The organism is Streptomyces sp. NPDC002838 (genome assembly GCF_040295365.1).
Classification (GTDB): domain Bacteria; phylum Actinomycetota; class Actinomycetes; order Streptomycetales; family Streptomycetaceae; genus Streptomyces.
The window spans coordinates 16,317-29,549 of sequence record NZ_JBEOVF010000004.1; the positions used below are offsets into that span (position 1 = coordinate 16,317).

Consider the following 13,233-nt stretch of genomic DNA (forward strand, 5'->3'; position numbering starts at 1 on the left):
GTGGGATCGGTCACGGTCGCCCGGTCAGCGCCTGTGGGACCGATGTGACCGGACAGGCCCTGCCGCGGTCGTGAGCCACGGTCGTTATGGGCCTGCTCCGGTGCACCGCTCGCCGGTCAGTGGCCGGCTTCGGCGTGGTCACCGTGGCCGCTGAGCTGCGCAGTGCGGAGCCGGTGAAGGCTGCTGCGAGACCGTAGAGCTGGCTGCGTACCCGCTGAGAGGCGGGCCTCGTCTCTTGAAGGTGCAGCGCCCGTTGGGACCAGCCGAGCGCGGCCTGCTCCACCTGGTGAGTCCCGCCGGTCGTGTTGTCGTTGGCGATGATCAGTGCGAACTGGGCGGCGAGCCGGTTCACGTCGGACTGACCCACTCGGCCGGACAAGTCCACGTCGGGCACCGGAGGGGGGCTGAAGGGCGTTAGAGCGGCGGCGGATGCGGTGGTGAGGAAGGTTCGGCGGAGCACAGGCTCCTCCTCATGATGCTGCTTGGTTGTGGGCGTCGGGCGGCTTACCACGGATCGGGCGTGAGGGATGAAGCCCAACTCGATTGCGGTACACCCGAATACTGCCTCCAGCGCCAGGCGTTGTTTGGCCTGCGGCCATCGGGATTTTCCGGCGGTGAGGTTGTGGACCGTACGGGCGGAGACAGTGCCGCGCTTGCCCGTGAACTGCTCGATCGCGGTGTTCATCGTCTCGGCCAACGCTTCCTGCGTGAGACCGAGTTCGCGCATCTGCGCCTTGAGCTGCTCGTTCGCCGCTGTCACATCACCAACCGTAGGAGCGGCTCATCTCGCCTGTACCGAGGTGGCTAACCTCTGGCTTCAGTTCCCGCACGAGGTCCCGGCCGAGGCGTGGCCGTCGGCGATCGGGATTCTCACCGTGCTCCCTCGCTGGTCGAACGATCGGCCCCCGGGGGTACCTCGGGGGTACCCCCGGAGGCGTCAACTCCCATCAACGGTGGGGTCAGTCGGTTCCGACCAGTACGACCGGCAAGTCCGCCAGAGCATGGGCGAGGTAGGTGGCGTCGAAGTCGGCGTCCATGACGACCAGGATCTCCGGGTCGCCCGGCTACCACTACTCGGCCGCTACCAGGCGTCCGCGTAGTGACGAATCTCGACAGGTCGCAGCCCAGCGCGGTTCAACGACAAACTCAGGCGAAGGCGTGGCAGTCGTACTTGGCGCCGGTCTCCGGGCTGTACCTCGCCCACTTCATCTTGTTGCGCGTCAGGGGGCCGTAGACGCCGTCAACCGCGACGCCGATCCGGCTCTGCACATCCCTCAGAGCCGCAGCGGTCGCGGCTCCGAAGACGCCGTCAAGTACAAGCGCCTTTCCGTAACAGACGTTCAGGTTCTTCTGCAGCGCACGGACGGCCTTCCCCGTGTTCCCCTGCTTCAGAATGCAGGACACAGTGTTGGGAGAGCTGTAGTAAGGAAGCACCCAGTAGGTGCCGTTGGTGAAGTAACCAATCGTCGTGGTGTTGCATACGGGGTACGACGCCGCCGATGCGGAGGGCGCGACTGCGACGGCGCCTCCCAGGAGGCCTGCGACGACTGCGCCCACCGTGAAGGCTGCCTTGGTGCGCGCCGCTGCACGTATTCTCATTTCTACCCTTCTGGAGTCCTGTACCCGCTCATAGTTGATCCAGCGGTGAACGGAATGCTACGGCTTGATCTTCCCACTTCATGCCTGATGTCCTTGCCCGATAGCTCCTCGCGGCGGCGAGAGCTCGTCGATCGCCTGGAGGTGGCCGGGGTCCTCAAGAGCCCTGAGTGGTGTGCGGCGGTCGAGGCCGTACCACGTGAACTGTTCCTCAACCCGCGCGTGTTCCTGCCCTCCGACGGCGGACGCTGGCGCCCGGTGACAGCGCTTGGCACGGCTCCGGGGGAGTGGCTGGAGATCGCCTACAGCGAGCAGTCGCTCGCCACGCAGCTCGACGGTCACCTGACCGCCGACCAGGTCGCCGAGCTGGTCACAGGAGTGCCCACCTCCTCCTCCACCACTCCCGTGACCGTGGTCGGCGTGATCGAGGACCTGGAGGTGGATGACGGCCATACGGTCCTGGAGATCGGCACCGGCACCGGCTACTCCACCGCGCTGATGTGCCACCGTCTGGGCGAGGACAACGTCACCACGGTCGAGGTGGACCCGCAGGTGGCGGCTCGTGCGGATGCCGCGTTGGAGGAGGCCGGCTTCTCCACGTGGACGGTGACTGGTGACGGCCTCCTCGGCCACCCGGCCCGTGCGCCGTACGACCGGGTGATCGCCACCTGTGCCGTGCGCCGCATCCCGTACACCTGGCTCCGCCAGACGAAGCCCGGCGGGATCATCCTCGCCACGGTCGGGTCCTGGCCGTACGGCACCGGCCTGGCCAAGGTGACGGTGAACGAGGACGGTTCGGCGCAGGGACGGATCATCGGCCGCTCTTCCTTCATGCAGGCGCGCGCACAGGCGACGGCGCCGCTGGCCGGGGACCTTTCGGCCCGTACTGCCTACGCGGATACGGAACGGCCGGCCAAGGCCCCGCCGACGCTGCTGGAGGAGTGGATGCCGGCCTTTCTGGCCCAGCTGACCGCTCCCAGCGCACAGTTCGTCCGCGCTGTGGGCGGTGACGGCACACAGCTGCGGTACCTGTTCGACACCGACCGGGAGTCCTTCGCAGCGTTCACCGCGGATGCCTCCGGCTGGACGGTCCGCCAGGGCGGCCCGGTCGCCCTGTGGGACGACAACGAGCAGTCCCTCATGGCATGGCAGGACGCCGGGCAGCCCGACATCAGCGACCTACGGCTCCACATCACCGATCGTTTCCATACGTACTGGATCGAGGGCGGACCCGGGATGACGTGGGAACACCGGCTGGCCTGAGCCGATTCCAGAGTTACACGGCCTATTGCGGCAATCCGCCTACGGCTCCGCCCGCGATCCGCTGAACCCAGGGCTCCCGCCCATCAAGCGGTACATACCGATCGAGTCGTGCCCAGCAGTGTCGGCGAAGCCGAACTTCTCGTAGAGGAAGCGCGCGGGGCCGTCCGCGATCAGCGAGACGTACGCGGTGGCGGGCGCCCGGCGCTCCAGTTCCTCGGTGAGCGCGGCCATGATGCGCTTACCGAGGCCGCGCCCCTGGTGGGCGGGGTGGACGCACATGTCGACGATCTGGAACGCGGTACCGCCGTCACCGATGATTCGCCCCATGCCGATGGGCGCGCCCTCATGTCGGAGGACCACCCCGTACCACGTGTTGGGCAGGGCGAGCGCAACCGCTTCGGGGTCTTTGTCCGAGAGGCCGGCATCGGTGCGCAAGCGGCGGAAAACCTCGACGGAGGGCACTCCTACGCTCAACTCGTAAGGGCCGTGCAAGCTAGTCACGTATTACATATTATAGGCCGTTCCGGGCCGAGCGATAAACCTGAACTACCGGACAGGCCCTGCCGCGGTCGTGATGGGCTGGGCCTGCTCCGGTGCACCGCTCGCCGGTCAGTGGCCGGCTTCGGCGTGGTCACCGTGGTCGCTGAGCTGCGCTTCGAACCAGTCGTGCAAGGCGTCCACCAGTACGGGCTCTTCGGTGTCGTAGGTGAGAGTGGCCCCGTCGGGCCGCTCCCGATAGCGCACCTCGATGCGTTCGTAGCCGTCTTCCAGTTCCGCCAGGCCCGGCATGCTGTCGCCGTGTATCCGGGCGGGATCGCCGAAGTCTCCCTGGCCGAACGCCTTGGCCTCCTGTTGCAGGTGGGCGCGTATGAGGTCGATCTGCTCGGCGTCGTCGGGCCGGTCGGCGACGACGTCCTGGACCCCGCCCGTCTCGTGGGGGGTGAAGTGGTGGGTGGTCTGTTCGAGTTCGAAGGGCATCACGGTCCGACCGCGCTCGGCGACCGCCTCCTGCCGGTCGGTCCGCCGGTCACCGCTCTCCTGCTGCTGGCCGCCGATCAGCAGGACTGCGGCCAGGACCGCGCCGACACCCCCTGCGGCGATGCCGGCCGTTAACAGTCGGCGCTTGCCGTCATTCATCCAGTGCCTCCGTCAGGACTCCGAGGGCGTGCAGTACGCCCGCTCGTTCGTGGGGCGGGATCGCGTCAAGCAGCCGGGAGAATTTCTCCCGTCGTGCGTCGGCGAGGTTGTGCGCAGCCTGCTGCCCTGAGGGTGTGAGACGCAGGACGACGCCGCGGCCGTCGTCGGGGGCAGGAGCGCGTTCCACCCACCCGCGGGCGGTCAGCTGCCCGACGAGCCGACTGACGGTGCTCTTCTGCAGCCGCAGCCGACGGGCCAGTTCCACCTGCCGCAGTTCACCCTCCTGCGCAAGCTCACCGAGGGCGTGAGCCTCGGAGACCGGGATCGCCTGACCGCACGGGGTGTTTTCGGGCTGGTGCAGCCCGAAAGCGCGGACGAAGGTCCGTAGCGCGTCTTGTAGCAGGGCAGGATCCGCTGCTTCAGGATCAACCGGCATGGTTCGACCCTACAACCAGATGGTTCGACGGCGCAACCATCTTCTCCGAGGGGCTGCGGGCCCCGCTCTCGTACGGTGAGCATGTGGATTCGTGCCAGCCGCGCAAGCACGGCCAACGCCCGCGCGGTCAGCCCGGCGTCGAGCCGGATTTCGCGCAGGCGCTGTCCGAGATCCTTGCGGGCTTCCTGAACGCTGGAGGAAGGAGACGACATAGTGTGCCGAGCCGGTAGGGAGCGCGCCGGTGGTCAGTACGGCGGCGCCCATGCCACTCGACATTCACACTTCGGCCGCCGTCGCGGCGCTAACGCCGCTGGCCAATAGATCAGTCAACCGTTGCTCCAAAAGGCCAGGGCCTTGCTGATCAGCTTCTCTGCGGCGGCTCCATAGCAGGCGGCGTTGCTGAAAGCACTGAATGCCTTGTTGTGGAGGGCGAGTTCGTCGGGGTCGGTGATGTCCACGCCGGTCGAGACAAGTTCGTAGTGGGCTCGGCTGTCGCCGAAGATGTTGAAGCCTGGCTTGGGGACAATGCCCACCTCGGCGGTGGCGGAGAGGACACCGAGGGTGAGGGAAGGGAGACTGATGTCGCGAAGGATCCGCTCCATCTGCCCCCGCATCACCTCCGGCCCACCGATGTTCGTGTACAGGGCCTGTTCGCCGAGGATGACGTCATAGTGGTGCTCGCCGTCGTACAGAACCTGCTGCCGCTCCATCCGCTTGGCCACGCCCGCCGGCACGTCGTCCGGGACGCCCAGAAATTCGACGACTTGGCGGAGGATCACGGTGGCGTACGCCTCGGTCTGGAGCGTGCCCCAAATCATCGTGGGGACGTACGCCTTGCCGTGCCGCGTCTGCTGATACCAGCCGATCACCTCGTCCTGGATGTCTTCCGTGCCGGTGGACAGTCGCTGTTGCCAGGGGACCGAACTGGTCACTGCGTGTTCCCTTCACGTTGCTGATCGTGATCCAACGGTGGTCATACCCGGTGCAGCGGATCGCGCATCATCGCGGCGAACACCGGTGAGTCGGCGAAGGGCTGCTGCTCGCCGATCTTCCCGTACCCCCAACCCTCGTAGAGAGCTTGGACCTTGCCGTCGCCCGCCGTCGGATTGACGAGCAGGGTGACCCGGTCTTCCCCTCTGCCCGCAAGAAGCTCTTCGTGGATGCGCTGCGCCAGGCCGGTGCCACGCCACGGCCGACGAACCACGATCTCGTTCAGTGCCAGGGTGCGCTTGCCCGTCTCGACCGTGAATCCGTCGGGCAGAGGCGTGGTCATGGACGTCCACCAACGTGTGTTGGGACCGAGTGGAGTGGCGTAGGCAAAACCAGCGGGCTCGGTCCCGTCGTAGGCGATGACCGTCTCCCATCCGGGCAACGAACTATGTGCTGACAGGCGCTCGTTGAAGCGTTCGGCGGAGTAGAAAGGGCCGGTGAGGTCGAAGTCGTGCTGACGGACCTCGACATGGATGTCCACGATCGTCTGCCGCACCGGCTCGACGTCGGTGTAGTGCCGCAGTTCAAGGTTCACAAGAGCTCCTTTTCGAACCATTCCCGGGTGACGGGGGCCTCGGGGGCGATGGCGTGGAGCCGGTGCCCGAATGTGTTCAACAAGCGCGCGGTGCGACCGTGCCGCGCCTTGGTGGGGATCTTGTGCGCAGTGGCTACGGCGAGTTCCGGTTCGCGCTGCCCGAGCTGGGCGTGGGCGAGGTAGGCGTGTGTGAGGGCGCGATTGCGCTTCATGTCAGGTCGCAGTTTCGCAAGGGTGTGGTGGGCGTGCGCCTCCGCTTGTTCCCACAGGCCGAGCGTGGTGGTCGCGGTGAGGGCGAGGAGGTGGAATTCGGCTGAGTCGTAGAACCGCATCCACACCGGGCGTGGCTCGTGGGTGTCCGCTCGGTCCAGCGCGGTCTCAGCGAGGCCGAGACACCGCAGGGCTGTTTGTCGGTCGTGCAGGTCGGCGTGGTGCACCGCCGTGCGAGCGTGTACCAGGGAGGCGTAGAGCGGATCGCGGGCGGCTCGTGTACGTTTCGCGGCATCGTCGGCCGCGAGGGCGCTGGTGTACTGACCCAGGTTCCGATAGAGCGCTGCGGCATGCCCCCATGTGCGGAACTGGATCGCGGGGTCGCCGGAGAGACCTGCGAGGGCGATGGCCTCATGCAGATGCTGTTGTGCTTGGTCGAGGCGTCCACCGTCGATGGCCGCCCACAGTGCGGAGCCGGTGAAGGCTGCTGCGAGACCGTAGAGCTGGCTGCGCACCCGCTGAGAGGCGGGCCTCGTCTCTTGAAGGTGCAGCGCCCGTTGGGACCAGCCGAGCGCGGCCTGCTCCACCTGGTGAGTCCCGCCGGTCGTGTTGTCGTTGGCGATGATCAGTGCGAACTGGGCGGCGAGCCGGTTCACGTCGGACTGACCCACTCGACCGGACAAGTCCACGTCGGGCACCGGAGGGGGAGTGAAGGGCGTGAGGGCGGCGGCGGATGCGGTGGTGAGGAAGGTTCGGCGGAGCACAGGCTCCTCCTCATGATGCTGCTTGCTTGTGGGCGTCGGGCGGCCTACCACGGACCGGGCGTGAGGGATGAACCCCAACTCGATTGCGGTACACCCGAATACTGCCTCCAGCGCCAGGCGTTGTTTGGCCTGCGGCCACCGGGTTTTTCCGGCGGTGAGGTTGTGGACCGTACGGGCGGAGACAGTGCCGCGCTTGCCCGTGAACTGCTCAATCGCGGTGTTCATCGCCTCCGCCAACTCTTCCTGCGTGAGACCGAGTTCGCGCATCTGCGCCTTGAGCTGCTCGTTCGCCGCTGTCACATCACCAACCGTAGGAGCGGCTCATCTCCCCTGTACCGAGGTGGCTAAAGAACGGGTCAGTTTTTCCGGTTGGGTGCGGCCCGATCCTGGGCGGTTTTTCCTGCCGATCAGTGGGTGATCCGTCGTTCACTGTCAGTAACAGGATGAACGCGATCACAGGAGTCAGTCGTGGAGACCAGGTACCAACCGCCCGACGAACGGCAACTCGACTGCGCGAGGTTCCTCGCCGAGATCCGCGTCATCCTTCAGCCGCGACTGGACGTCCCTCCCCTGTCCGACACCGCGCGGCGCACAGAGGCTGTCTCCGGCATGCTCCGCGCGCTCCTCGATGAGACGCAGGGAGACGAGCGGGAAGCGGTGAGAGTGATGCGCCGTCTTGGCGCACGGCTTCTCGATGAGTCGTCGCAGGGCGGGGCGAGCACCTACGCGGCATGGCAGCGTCTCGTGAATCTCGCGCGCTGCACGGAAGCGTTCCTCGACGTCGAAAGCCGAAGTCGATGAGAGCCGACTGCCCTGCCTGCGAGATGTTCCGCAAAGAACGGGAGGCGCAGGTTCGCTCCGGTAACGGCGACCTGGGCGACCTCCTCACCCGTGTCGCCCTGCATGAGGCGACCGCACACTGCGGGCCGATGGCCCCGCTTCGTCCGCACCGCCCCCTACAAGAAGGAGGGTTCATGACGGCAAACGCCACCCAGGAGCAGCTCGCCCCGGTTCGTCCGTGGGGCATCGGCCGACTGGCCCCGTACTCGACGACGATGAAGCTTCCCTTCACCAAGGTCACAATCGACCCCACGACGCAGATGGGCGTGTTCCACAACCACCTGGGCCACGTGGTCGAGATGGGCAAGCACGGCACCAGTTCCGGCACCGAGACATCCACCTCCACGAACCTTGACTCCCAGCCCGACCAGGGCCACGACCAGGACAGTCAGCAGGACTGATCGCCATGGCCGAGGAAATGACAGTGCTGGTTGCCACAGAGGCGAACGATGTCACCGCCGACATGGTGATCAGTCATCTCAACCGCTGGGGCGTGCCTGTTGTCCGCTTCAACCCCGCTGACTTCGGTGTGGACTTGACGTTCTCGGCACACTTCAGCATCGGTCTCACACCGGTGGCCGGCCAGATCCGCACGCCCTCGAGGATCGTCGGCCTGGAGCACGTGGGGGCGGTGTACTGGCGCCGCCCCGTCTGGCCCGCCTTCGAACACCTCCAGGACGCTGACGCGCGGTTCGCCGCCGCGCAAGTCCGCTACGGTCTCGGCGGCACCCTCTACGCGTTACGCGACTGCTTGTGGCTCAACCACCCGCTCAGGAACGCGGCTGCCGACTACAAGCCCGCGCAACTCGCGCTCGCTCACCGAATGGGCCTCGCCGTGCCACCGACCCTCGTGACGAACGACCCCGACGCGGCACGCCACTTCATCCGGGAACATCGCCAGGTGATCCACAAGACGCTGCGCTGGACCCCGTATGAGAGAGACGGCGTCGGCCTCACATCCTGGGCGGAGCCCGTCCGCGGCGACGAACTGGACGACACCGTGCGCATCACCCCGCACCTCTTCCAGGCCCGAGTGAACAAGGTCGCGGACCTCCGGGTGCTCATCGTCGGACGGCGTACGTTCGCTGTACGCATCGACTCCGATCTCCTGGACTGGCGCAAGGACTACAGCGCGCTTTCCTACAGCGTGGTAGACCTGCCGAACCGCTTGCAGAAGACCCTGATCAGCTATCTGGACCACCTCGGCCTCCCCTCGGGATCCTTCGATCTCGCCGTGGACCGCGACGGCGAGTTCCACTGGCTGGAGCTGAACCCCAACGGCCAGTGGGGATGGCTGGAGGAGAAGACCGGACTGGAGATGGCCGCAGCCTTCGCAGACCTGCTAGTACGGGGACGACACGCTGAGGGAGAAGCCGATGTCCTTGCCCGATAGCTCCTCGCAGCGGCGAGAGCTCGCCGATCGCCTGAAGGCGGCCGGAGTCCTCAAGAGCCCTGAGTGGTGTACGGCAGTCGAGGCCGTACCGCGTGAACTGTTCCTCAACCCGGGCGTGTTCCTGCCCTCCGACGGCGGACGCTGGCGCCCTGTGACCGCGCTTGGCACGGCTCCGGGGCAGTGGCTGGAGATCGCCTACAGCGAGCAGTCGCTCGCCACGCAGCTCGACGGCCACCTGACCGCCGACCAGGTCGCCGAGCTGGTCACAGGAGTGCCCACCTCGTCCTCCACCACCCCCGTGACCGTAGTCGGCATGATCGAGGACCTGGAGCTGGATGACGGGCATTCGGTCCTGGAGATCGGCACCGGCACCGGCTACTCCACCGCGCTGATGTGCCACCGCCTGGGTGAGGACAACGTCACCACGGTTGAGGTGGACTCGCAGGTGGCGGCTCGTGCGGATGCCGCGTTGGAGGAGGCCGGCTTCTCCACCTGGACGGTGACTGGTGACGGCCTCCTTGGCCACCCGGCCCGTGCGCCGTACGACCGGGTGATCGCCACCTGTGCCGTGCGCCGCATCCCGTACACCTGGCTCCGCCAGACGAAGCCCGGCGGGATCATCCTCGCCACGGTCGGGTCCTGGCCGTACGGCACCGGCTTGGCCAAGGTGACGGTGAACGAGGACGGTTCGGCGCAGGGACGGATCATCGGCCGCTCTTCCTTCATGCAGGCGCGCGCACAGGCGATGGCGCCGCTGGCCGGGGACCTTTCGGCCCGTACTGCCTACGCGGATACGGAACGGCCGGCCAAGGTCCCGCCGACGCTGCTGGAGGAGTGGATGCCGGCCTTTCTGGCCCAGCTGACCGCTCCCAGCGCACAGTTCGTCCGCGCTGTGGGCGGTGATGGCACACAGCTGCTGTACCTGTTCGACACTGATCGGGAGTCCTTCGCAGCGTTCACCGCGGAGGCTTCCGGCTGGACGGTCCGCCAGGGCGGCCCGGTCGCCCTGTGGGACGACATCGAGCAGTCCCTCATGGCGTGGCAGGACGCCGGGCAGCCTGACATCAGCGACGTACGGCTCCACATCACCGATCGTGCTCATGCGTACTGGATCGGAGGCCAGAAGATCGCCGCTGAGAACCGCTCGTACTGGATCGAGGACAGGCCCGGGTTGAAGTGGGAACACCGGCTCGCCTGAGCTGATTCCAGAGCTACACGGCCTACAAAGAGACGCGTCCCCGCACGTTTCGTACCGATCCTGAGGGAGGCCTGCGATGCCGCATAAGGTGCCCAGCTTTGACGAGCCTATGGAGGCCGCACAGCGTTCCGCCGTACACCTCGAAATGCGTGACCAGTACGCCGTGGGGGACGAGGCCGACGACTTCGATGCCTGGCTGCGTACCGGTCAGCGGGACACCGATCCCGCTTCGGAGTACTGGGCACCCTGGGTCGGCGTGATCTCCCGCGCGGTCGCCCGTGGGGTCGTCGTACGGCGCGTTCGCATCGTGTCCGAACCGGTTACCGACTACATCCGGTACGAGCACGCAGGGGCCGTCGTCAATGTCTCTGCCGGCGAGCAGGTGCGGTGGCTGCCCCGGCGGCGTGCGGTCGACCTGCTGCTGCCGGGCGCCGACCTGTGGATCTTCGACGGGACGCAGGTTCTCTTCAACCACTTCACCGGGACCGGCGACTGGGGCGACCCGCCCATGGAACTGCGCACTGAACCGGGCATCGTCAAGCACTGCTCGGATGCGTTCGAGGTGGTCTGGGAGCGCGCCATCCCGCATGGCGAGTACGAGATCCACTGACGGAATATGCGTCGATGGCGGCCCTCATCGCCGAACTCGCCAACCCCGGCCGCCACCATCAACGGCTTCGGCCTGCCCATCGGCCGCACCCTGGCCGCCGTACTCGAACAGCACCAGCAGGTCGACGGATCGGTCCTGCTGCCCGAACCCCTCGCGAAATTACTCGACTTCCGCCGCATCAAGGCGGACGGAACGCCCTCGGCGGCATAGGTGACTCACGGGATGCCCGCTCCTGACAGGCGAGTTCAGTCCTCCGCGAGCCACGGAAAGCCGTCGGGGTCGGCGGCTATTCGTGCGTGGAGGAGCTCGTCGTCGTGACCGCGAATCTGCCGGAGGAACGGGAAATCGCTGGCATGCACTGAGATTCTCGCGGCGGGTTTCACAGATTCCCGGCTTGCCACTTGGGCGGTCTGTACCGAGACGTAGGAGCTCTCGATCGGTGGTTGGGCCTCGAAGCTGTCGGCGGGCAGGAAGTACACCGTGCCGGTGCACCACGGCTGCTGCTCCAGTGCCGGTCGGCTGATCGAGAAGAAGTAGTAGGGGTCGCTGAGCTGCCGCGAACCGGAAGTGGTGCTGATGACGCGGATGCAGGCGTTGCACAGCATCATCGTCGGGTGGCGCTCGCGGTTCAGGATCGCGTAGTACATCGGCCAGATCCCGTCGGTGGCCGCGAAGACCGCGCAGCGGTTGCTGAATTCGAGTGTGTCGGCGGGCTGACGGGGTTCGAACTGCCCGATGTCCGGGTTGCCCGACCCGTGCAGGACCACATCGGCCCGCTCCGCGGCGCGGCTCAGAAACTGCCACTTGGGGGCGTCGAGACGGTAGTCGATGGGCTGCTCCGGGCCCTGGTCCAGCGCGTGGTCCAACAGCCGGTCGAAGGAGGCCGTCGTTTCGCGGTCCGGCCGGAATACGGGTCTCGGTATCCAGTACGAGGGAAGCTGCATCGGATGACGCTACCGAGATCCCGGGCGGACTACCCATTCCTCCTGCCGTACTCACCAGGCTCGGTAGAGCATCCGGCCGGTCAGCAGCGCGTCGTGGCTGGCGAAGAGCGCGTCGAAGATGAAATGTCGTCGGATGTATGCCGACCACTTCGCGTCCGGCAGGTCTGTGTACGCCTAGGCCACCAGGCCCTGGATGTCTGTGAACACAGATGAGCGCGCCTTGTTCCTGAAGACGACCGCGGAACTAGGGCAACTTGCCGTGCTTCAAGGCCTGCAAGAAGGGACACCAGGCGCCACTTCCAACCGTGACCACCGGACCCCTCGCGCACTTGGAGTCGCGTACAAGCGCACGCGTATCGGCCAATGCGCACTCGACGCACTCGCCTCCCGCGCCGTTGCTGTACGTCGACGTGAACCAGATCAGGTGGCCGTCGTCCTTGGGCTCTGCAGTGCTCACCTTGTGTGTTCCTTCAGAACGGAGTTGATCAGCTGGGCGGAACGCTGAGGACTGAGGGCTGCGGCTCGCAAGCCGTCGAATGCTCTCGTGTACTCACGAACATGATGCTCGCCTTCCAAGTACACGGCATCGGTGATGCCGTCCCGGTACACCAAGTCCTGGTCTTCCGGGTCGGGGAAGCCAAGCATCGTGAAGGAACCCGTGGCCGGATAGGTGCCTGAGTCGAAGGGAAGCACCTGCAAGGTCACGCTCGGCAACTCGCTCATGTCCAGGACGCGTTCAAGCTGCTCGCGCATCAGTGCCCGATCCCCGATGACGTTGCGCAGAGCGCCTTCGTTCACGATGAACCAGGCATCGGGGGCGTCGGCTCGCGTGAGCATGGTCTGGCGCTCCATGCGTACACGCACGGCCTTGTCGATGTCCTCGGCCGACATGTGAGCTCCCGTTTTGTGGAGCTCGCAGGTGTACGCCTCGGTCTGCATGAGGCCGGGGATCAGCTCGCATTGGTACTGGCGGAACGTGGAGGCTTCCTGCTCCAAGCCGATGTAGATGTTGAACCACTCGGGGACGCCGGAGCCATGTACCTGCCACCAACCACGCGTCTTGGCCTCCCGAGCCAGTGACTTGAGGAACTCGCGCAGCTCGTCGGTGGTGCCGTAGAACCGGCACAGGGCATCGATGTCCGAAGGTTGGACCCGGCCGCTGCCCGTCTCCATCCGGTTGACCTTGGAGCCGCTCCAGTCCAGCGCCTCGCCGACCTGAGCGCAGGTGAGTGCGCTCTTCTCCCGGAGCTTCTTCAGCTCGATCGAGAGACGGCGACGGCGTGCCGTCGGTGAACCGGCCATCTCAAACCTCTCAAC

General features: G+C 66.4%; 17 protein-coding genes and 1 pseudogene. 7 read left to right on the forward strand and 11 right to left on the reverse strand.

Annotated elements, in window-relative coordinates; all coding sequences use genetic code 11:
- Nucleotides 1-10: 10 nt before the first annotated feature.
- Together ABT063_RS07085 and ABT063_RS07090 are read right to left on the reverse strand one after the other, a co-directional pair.
- The gene (locus tag ABT063_RS07085; protein WP_351056168.1) at nucleotides 11-760 is read right to left on the reverse strand and encodes a helix-turn-helix domain-containing protein; all 750 of its coding nucleotides are present in this window, start codon (nucleotides 758-760) and stop codon (nucleotides 11-13) included.
- A 386-nt stretch (nucleotides 761-1,146) separates the two neighbouring features.
- On the reverse strand, nucleotides 1,147-1,599 hold the full coding sequence (locus ABT063_RS07090; protein WP_351056169.1) for a peptidoglycan-binding domain-containing protein: 453 nt from the start codon (nucleotides 1,597-1,599) through the stop codon (nucleotides 1,147-1,149).
- An 87-nt stretch (nucleotides 1,600-1,686) separates the two neighbouring features.
- Here ABT063_RS07090 and tgmC (ABT063_RS07095) point away from each other — a divergent pair, with 87 nt between their 5' ends.
- Complete coding sequence (gene tgmC / locus ABT063_RS07095; RefSeq protein ID WP_351056170.1) at nucleotides 1,687-2,859, forward strand: ATP-grasp peptide maturase system methyltransferase; 1,173 nt, start codon at nucleotides 1,687-1,689, stop codon at nucleotides 2,857-2,859.
- A gap of 39 nt (nucleotides 2,860-2,898) precedes the next feature.
- Here the strand turns inward: tgmC (ABT063_RS07095) and ABT063_RS07100 are convergent, their stop codons facing one another.
- The 6 genes from ABT063_RS07100 to ABT063_RS07130 all read right to left on the reverse strand — a co-directional run bounded on the left by ABT063_RS07100 (nucleotide 2,899) and on the right by ABT063_RS07130 (nucleotide 7,231).
- The gene (locus tag ABT063_RS07100; RefSeq protein WP_502990775.1) at nucleotides 2,899-3,351 is read right to left on the reverse strand and encodes a GNAT family N-acetyltransferase; all 453 of its coding nucleotides are present in this window, start codon (nucleotides 3,349-3,351) and stop codon (nucleotides 2,899-2,901) included.
- A 117-nt stretch (nucleotides 3,352-3,468) separates the two neighbouring features.
- On the reverse strand, nucleotides 3,469-3,996 hold the full coding sequence (locus tag ABT063_RS07105) for an aspartate carbamoyltransferase (protein WP_351056173.1): 528 nt from the start codon (nucleotides 3,994-3,996) through the stop codon (nucleotides 3,469-3,471).
- A complete protein-coding gene (locus tag ABT063_RS07110; RefSeq protein ID WP_351056175.1) occupies nucleotides 3,989-4,432 on the reverse strand; it encodes a MarR family winged helix-turn-helix transcriptional regulator in 444 nt (147 codons plus the stop codon). The genes ABT063_RS07105 and ABT063_RS07110 overlap by 8 nt, the downstream gene beginning before the upstream one ends.
- A gap of 326 nt (nucleotides 4,433-4,758) precedes the next feature.
- Nucleotides 4,759-5,364, reverse strand: a complete 606-nt coding sequence (locus ABT063_RS07120) for a DUF5753 domain-containing protein (protein ID WP_351056176.1) — start codon at nucleotides 5,362-5,364, stop codon at nucleotides 4,759-4,761.
- Between the two features lie 41 nt (nucleotides 5,365-5,405).
- A complete protein-coding gene (locus tag ABT063_RS07125; RefSeq protein WP_351056177.1) occupies nucleotides 5,406-5,957 on the reverse strand; it encodes a GNAT family N-acetyltransferase in 552 nt (183 codons plus the stop codon).
- Nucleotides 5,954-7,231 (reverse strand): NsdA family TPR-like regulatory protein, encoded by a 1,278-nt coding sequence (locus ABT063_RS07130; RefSeq protein WP_351056178.1) that lies wholly within the window; start codon nucleotides 7,229-7,231, stop codon nucleotides 5,954-5,956. The genes ABT063_RS07125 and ABT063_RS07130 overlap by 4 nt, the downstream gene beginning before the upstream one ends.
- 168 nt (nucleotides 7,232-7,399) lie before the next feature.
- Here ABT063_RS07130 and ABT063_RS07135 point away from each other — a divergent pair, with 168 nt between their 5' ends.
- The 6 genes and pseudogenes from ABT063_RS07135 to ABT063_RS07160 form a co-directional block, all read left to right on the forward strand.
- Complete coding sequence (locus ABT063_RS07135) at nucleotides 7,400-7,732, forward strand: hypothetical protein (RefSeq protein ID WP_351056179.1); 333 nt, start codon at nucleotides 7,400-7,402, stop codon at nucleotides 7,730-7,732.
- A gap of 173 nt (nucleotides 7,733-7,905) precedes the next feature.
- Complete coding sequence (gene tgmA, locus ABT063_RS07140; RefSeq protein ID WP_351056180.1) at nucleotides 7,906-8,172, forward strand: putative ATP-grasp-modified RiPP; 267 nt, start codon at nucleotides 7,906-7,908, stop codon at nucleotides 8,170-8,172.
- Nucleotides 8,173-8,177: 5 nt separating this feature from the next.
- The gene (gene tgmB / locus ABT063_RS07145) at nucleotides 8,178-9,164 is read left to right on the forward strand and encodes an ATP-grasp ribosomal peptide maturase (RefSeq protein WP_351056181.1); all 987 of its coding nucleotides are present in this window, start codon (nucleotides 8,178-8,180) and stop codon (nucleotides 9,162-9,164) included.
- The gene (gene tgmC / locus ABT063_RS07150; RefSeq protein ID WP_351056182.1) at nucleotides 9,148-10,362 is read left to right on the forward strand and encodes an ATP-grasp peptide maturase system methyltransferase; all 1,215 of its coding nucleotides are present in this window, start codon (nucleotides 9,148-9,150) and stop codon (nucleotides 10,360-10,362) included. Before tgmB ends, tgmC (ABT063_RS07150) begins: the two co-directional genes overlap by 17 nt.
- Before the next feature lie 76 nt (nucleotides 10,363-10,438).
- Nucleotides 10,439-10,972, forward strand: a complete 534-nt coding sequence (locus ABT063_RS07155) for a DUF6879 family protein (RefSeq protein ID WP_351056183.1) — start codon at nucleotides 10,439-10,441, stop codon at nucleotides 10,970-10,972.
- A 39-nt stretch (nucleotides 10,973-11,011) separates the two neighbouring features.
- Nucleotides 11,012-11,182 (forward strand): annotated as a pseudogene (locus ABT063_RS07160) (serine--tRNA ligase); the annotation flags it as partial.
- Between the two features lie 35 nt (nucleotides 11,183-11,217).
- Here the strand turns inward: ABT063_RS07160 and ABT063_RS07165 are convergent.
- The 3 genes from ABT063_RS07165 to ABT063_RS07175 all read right to left on the reverse strand — a co-directional run bounded on the left by ABT063_RS07165 (nucleotide 11,218) and on the right by ABT063_RS07175 (nucleotide 13,218).
- Entirely contained in the window at nucleotides 11,218-11,916 is a 699-nt protein-coding gene (locus ABT063_RS07165; protein WP_351056184.1) for a hypothetical protein, read from the reverse strand.
- A gap of 244 nt (nucleotides 11,917-12,160) precedes the next feature.
- A complete protein-coding gene (locus ABT063_RS07170; protein WP_351056185.1) occupies nucleotides 12,161-12,373 on the reverse strand; it encodes a DUF397 domain-containing protein in 213 nt (70 codons plus the stop codon).
- Nucleotides 12,370-13,218 carry a helix-turn-helix domain-containing protein gene (locus ABT063_RS07175; RefSeq protein WP_351056454.1) on the reverse strand — a complete coding sequence of 283 codons (849 nt, stop codon included), beginning with the start codon at nucleotides 13,216-13,218 and terminating at the stop codon, nucleotides 12,370-12,372. Before ABT063_RS07175 ends, ABT063_RS07170 begins: the two co-directional genes overlap by 4 nt.
- Nucleotides 13,219-13,233: the final 15 nt, after the last annotated feature.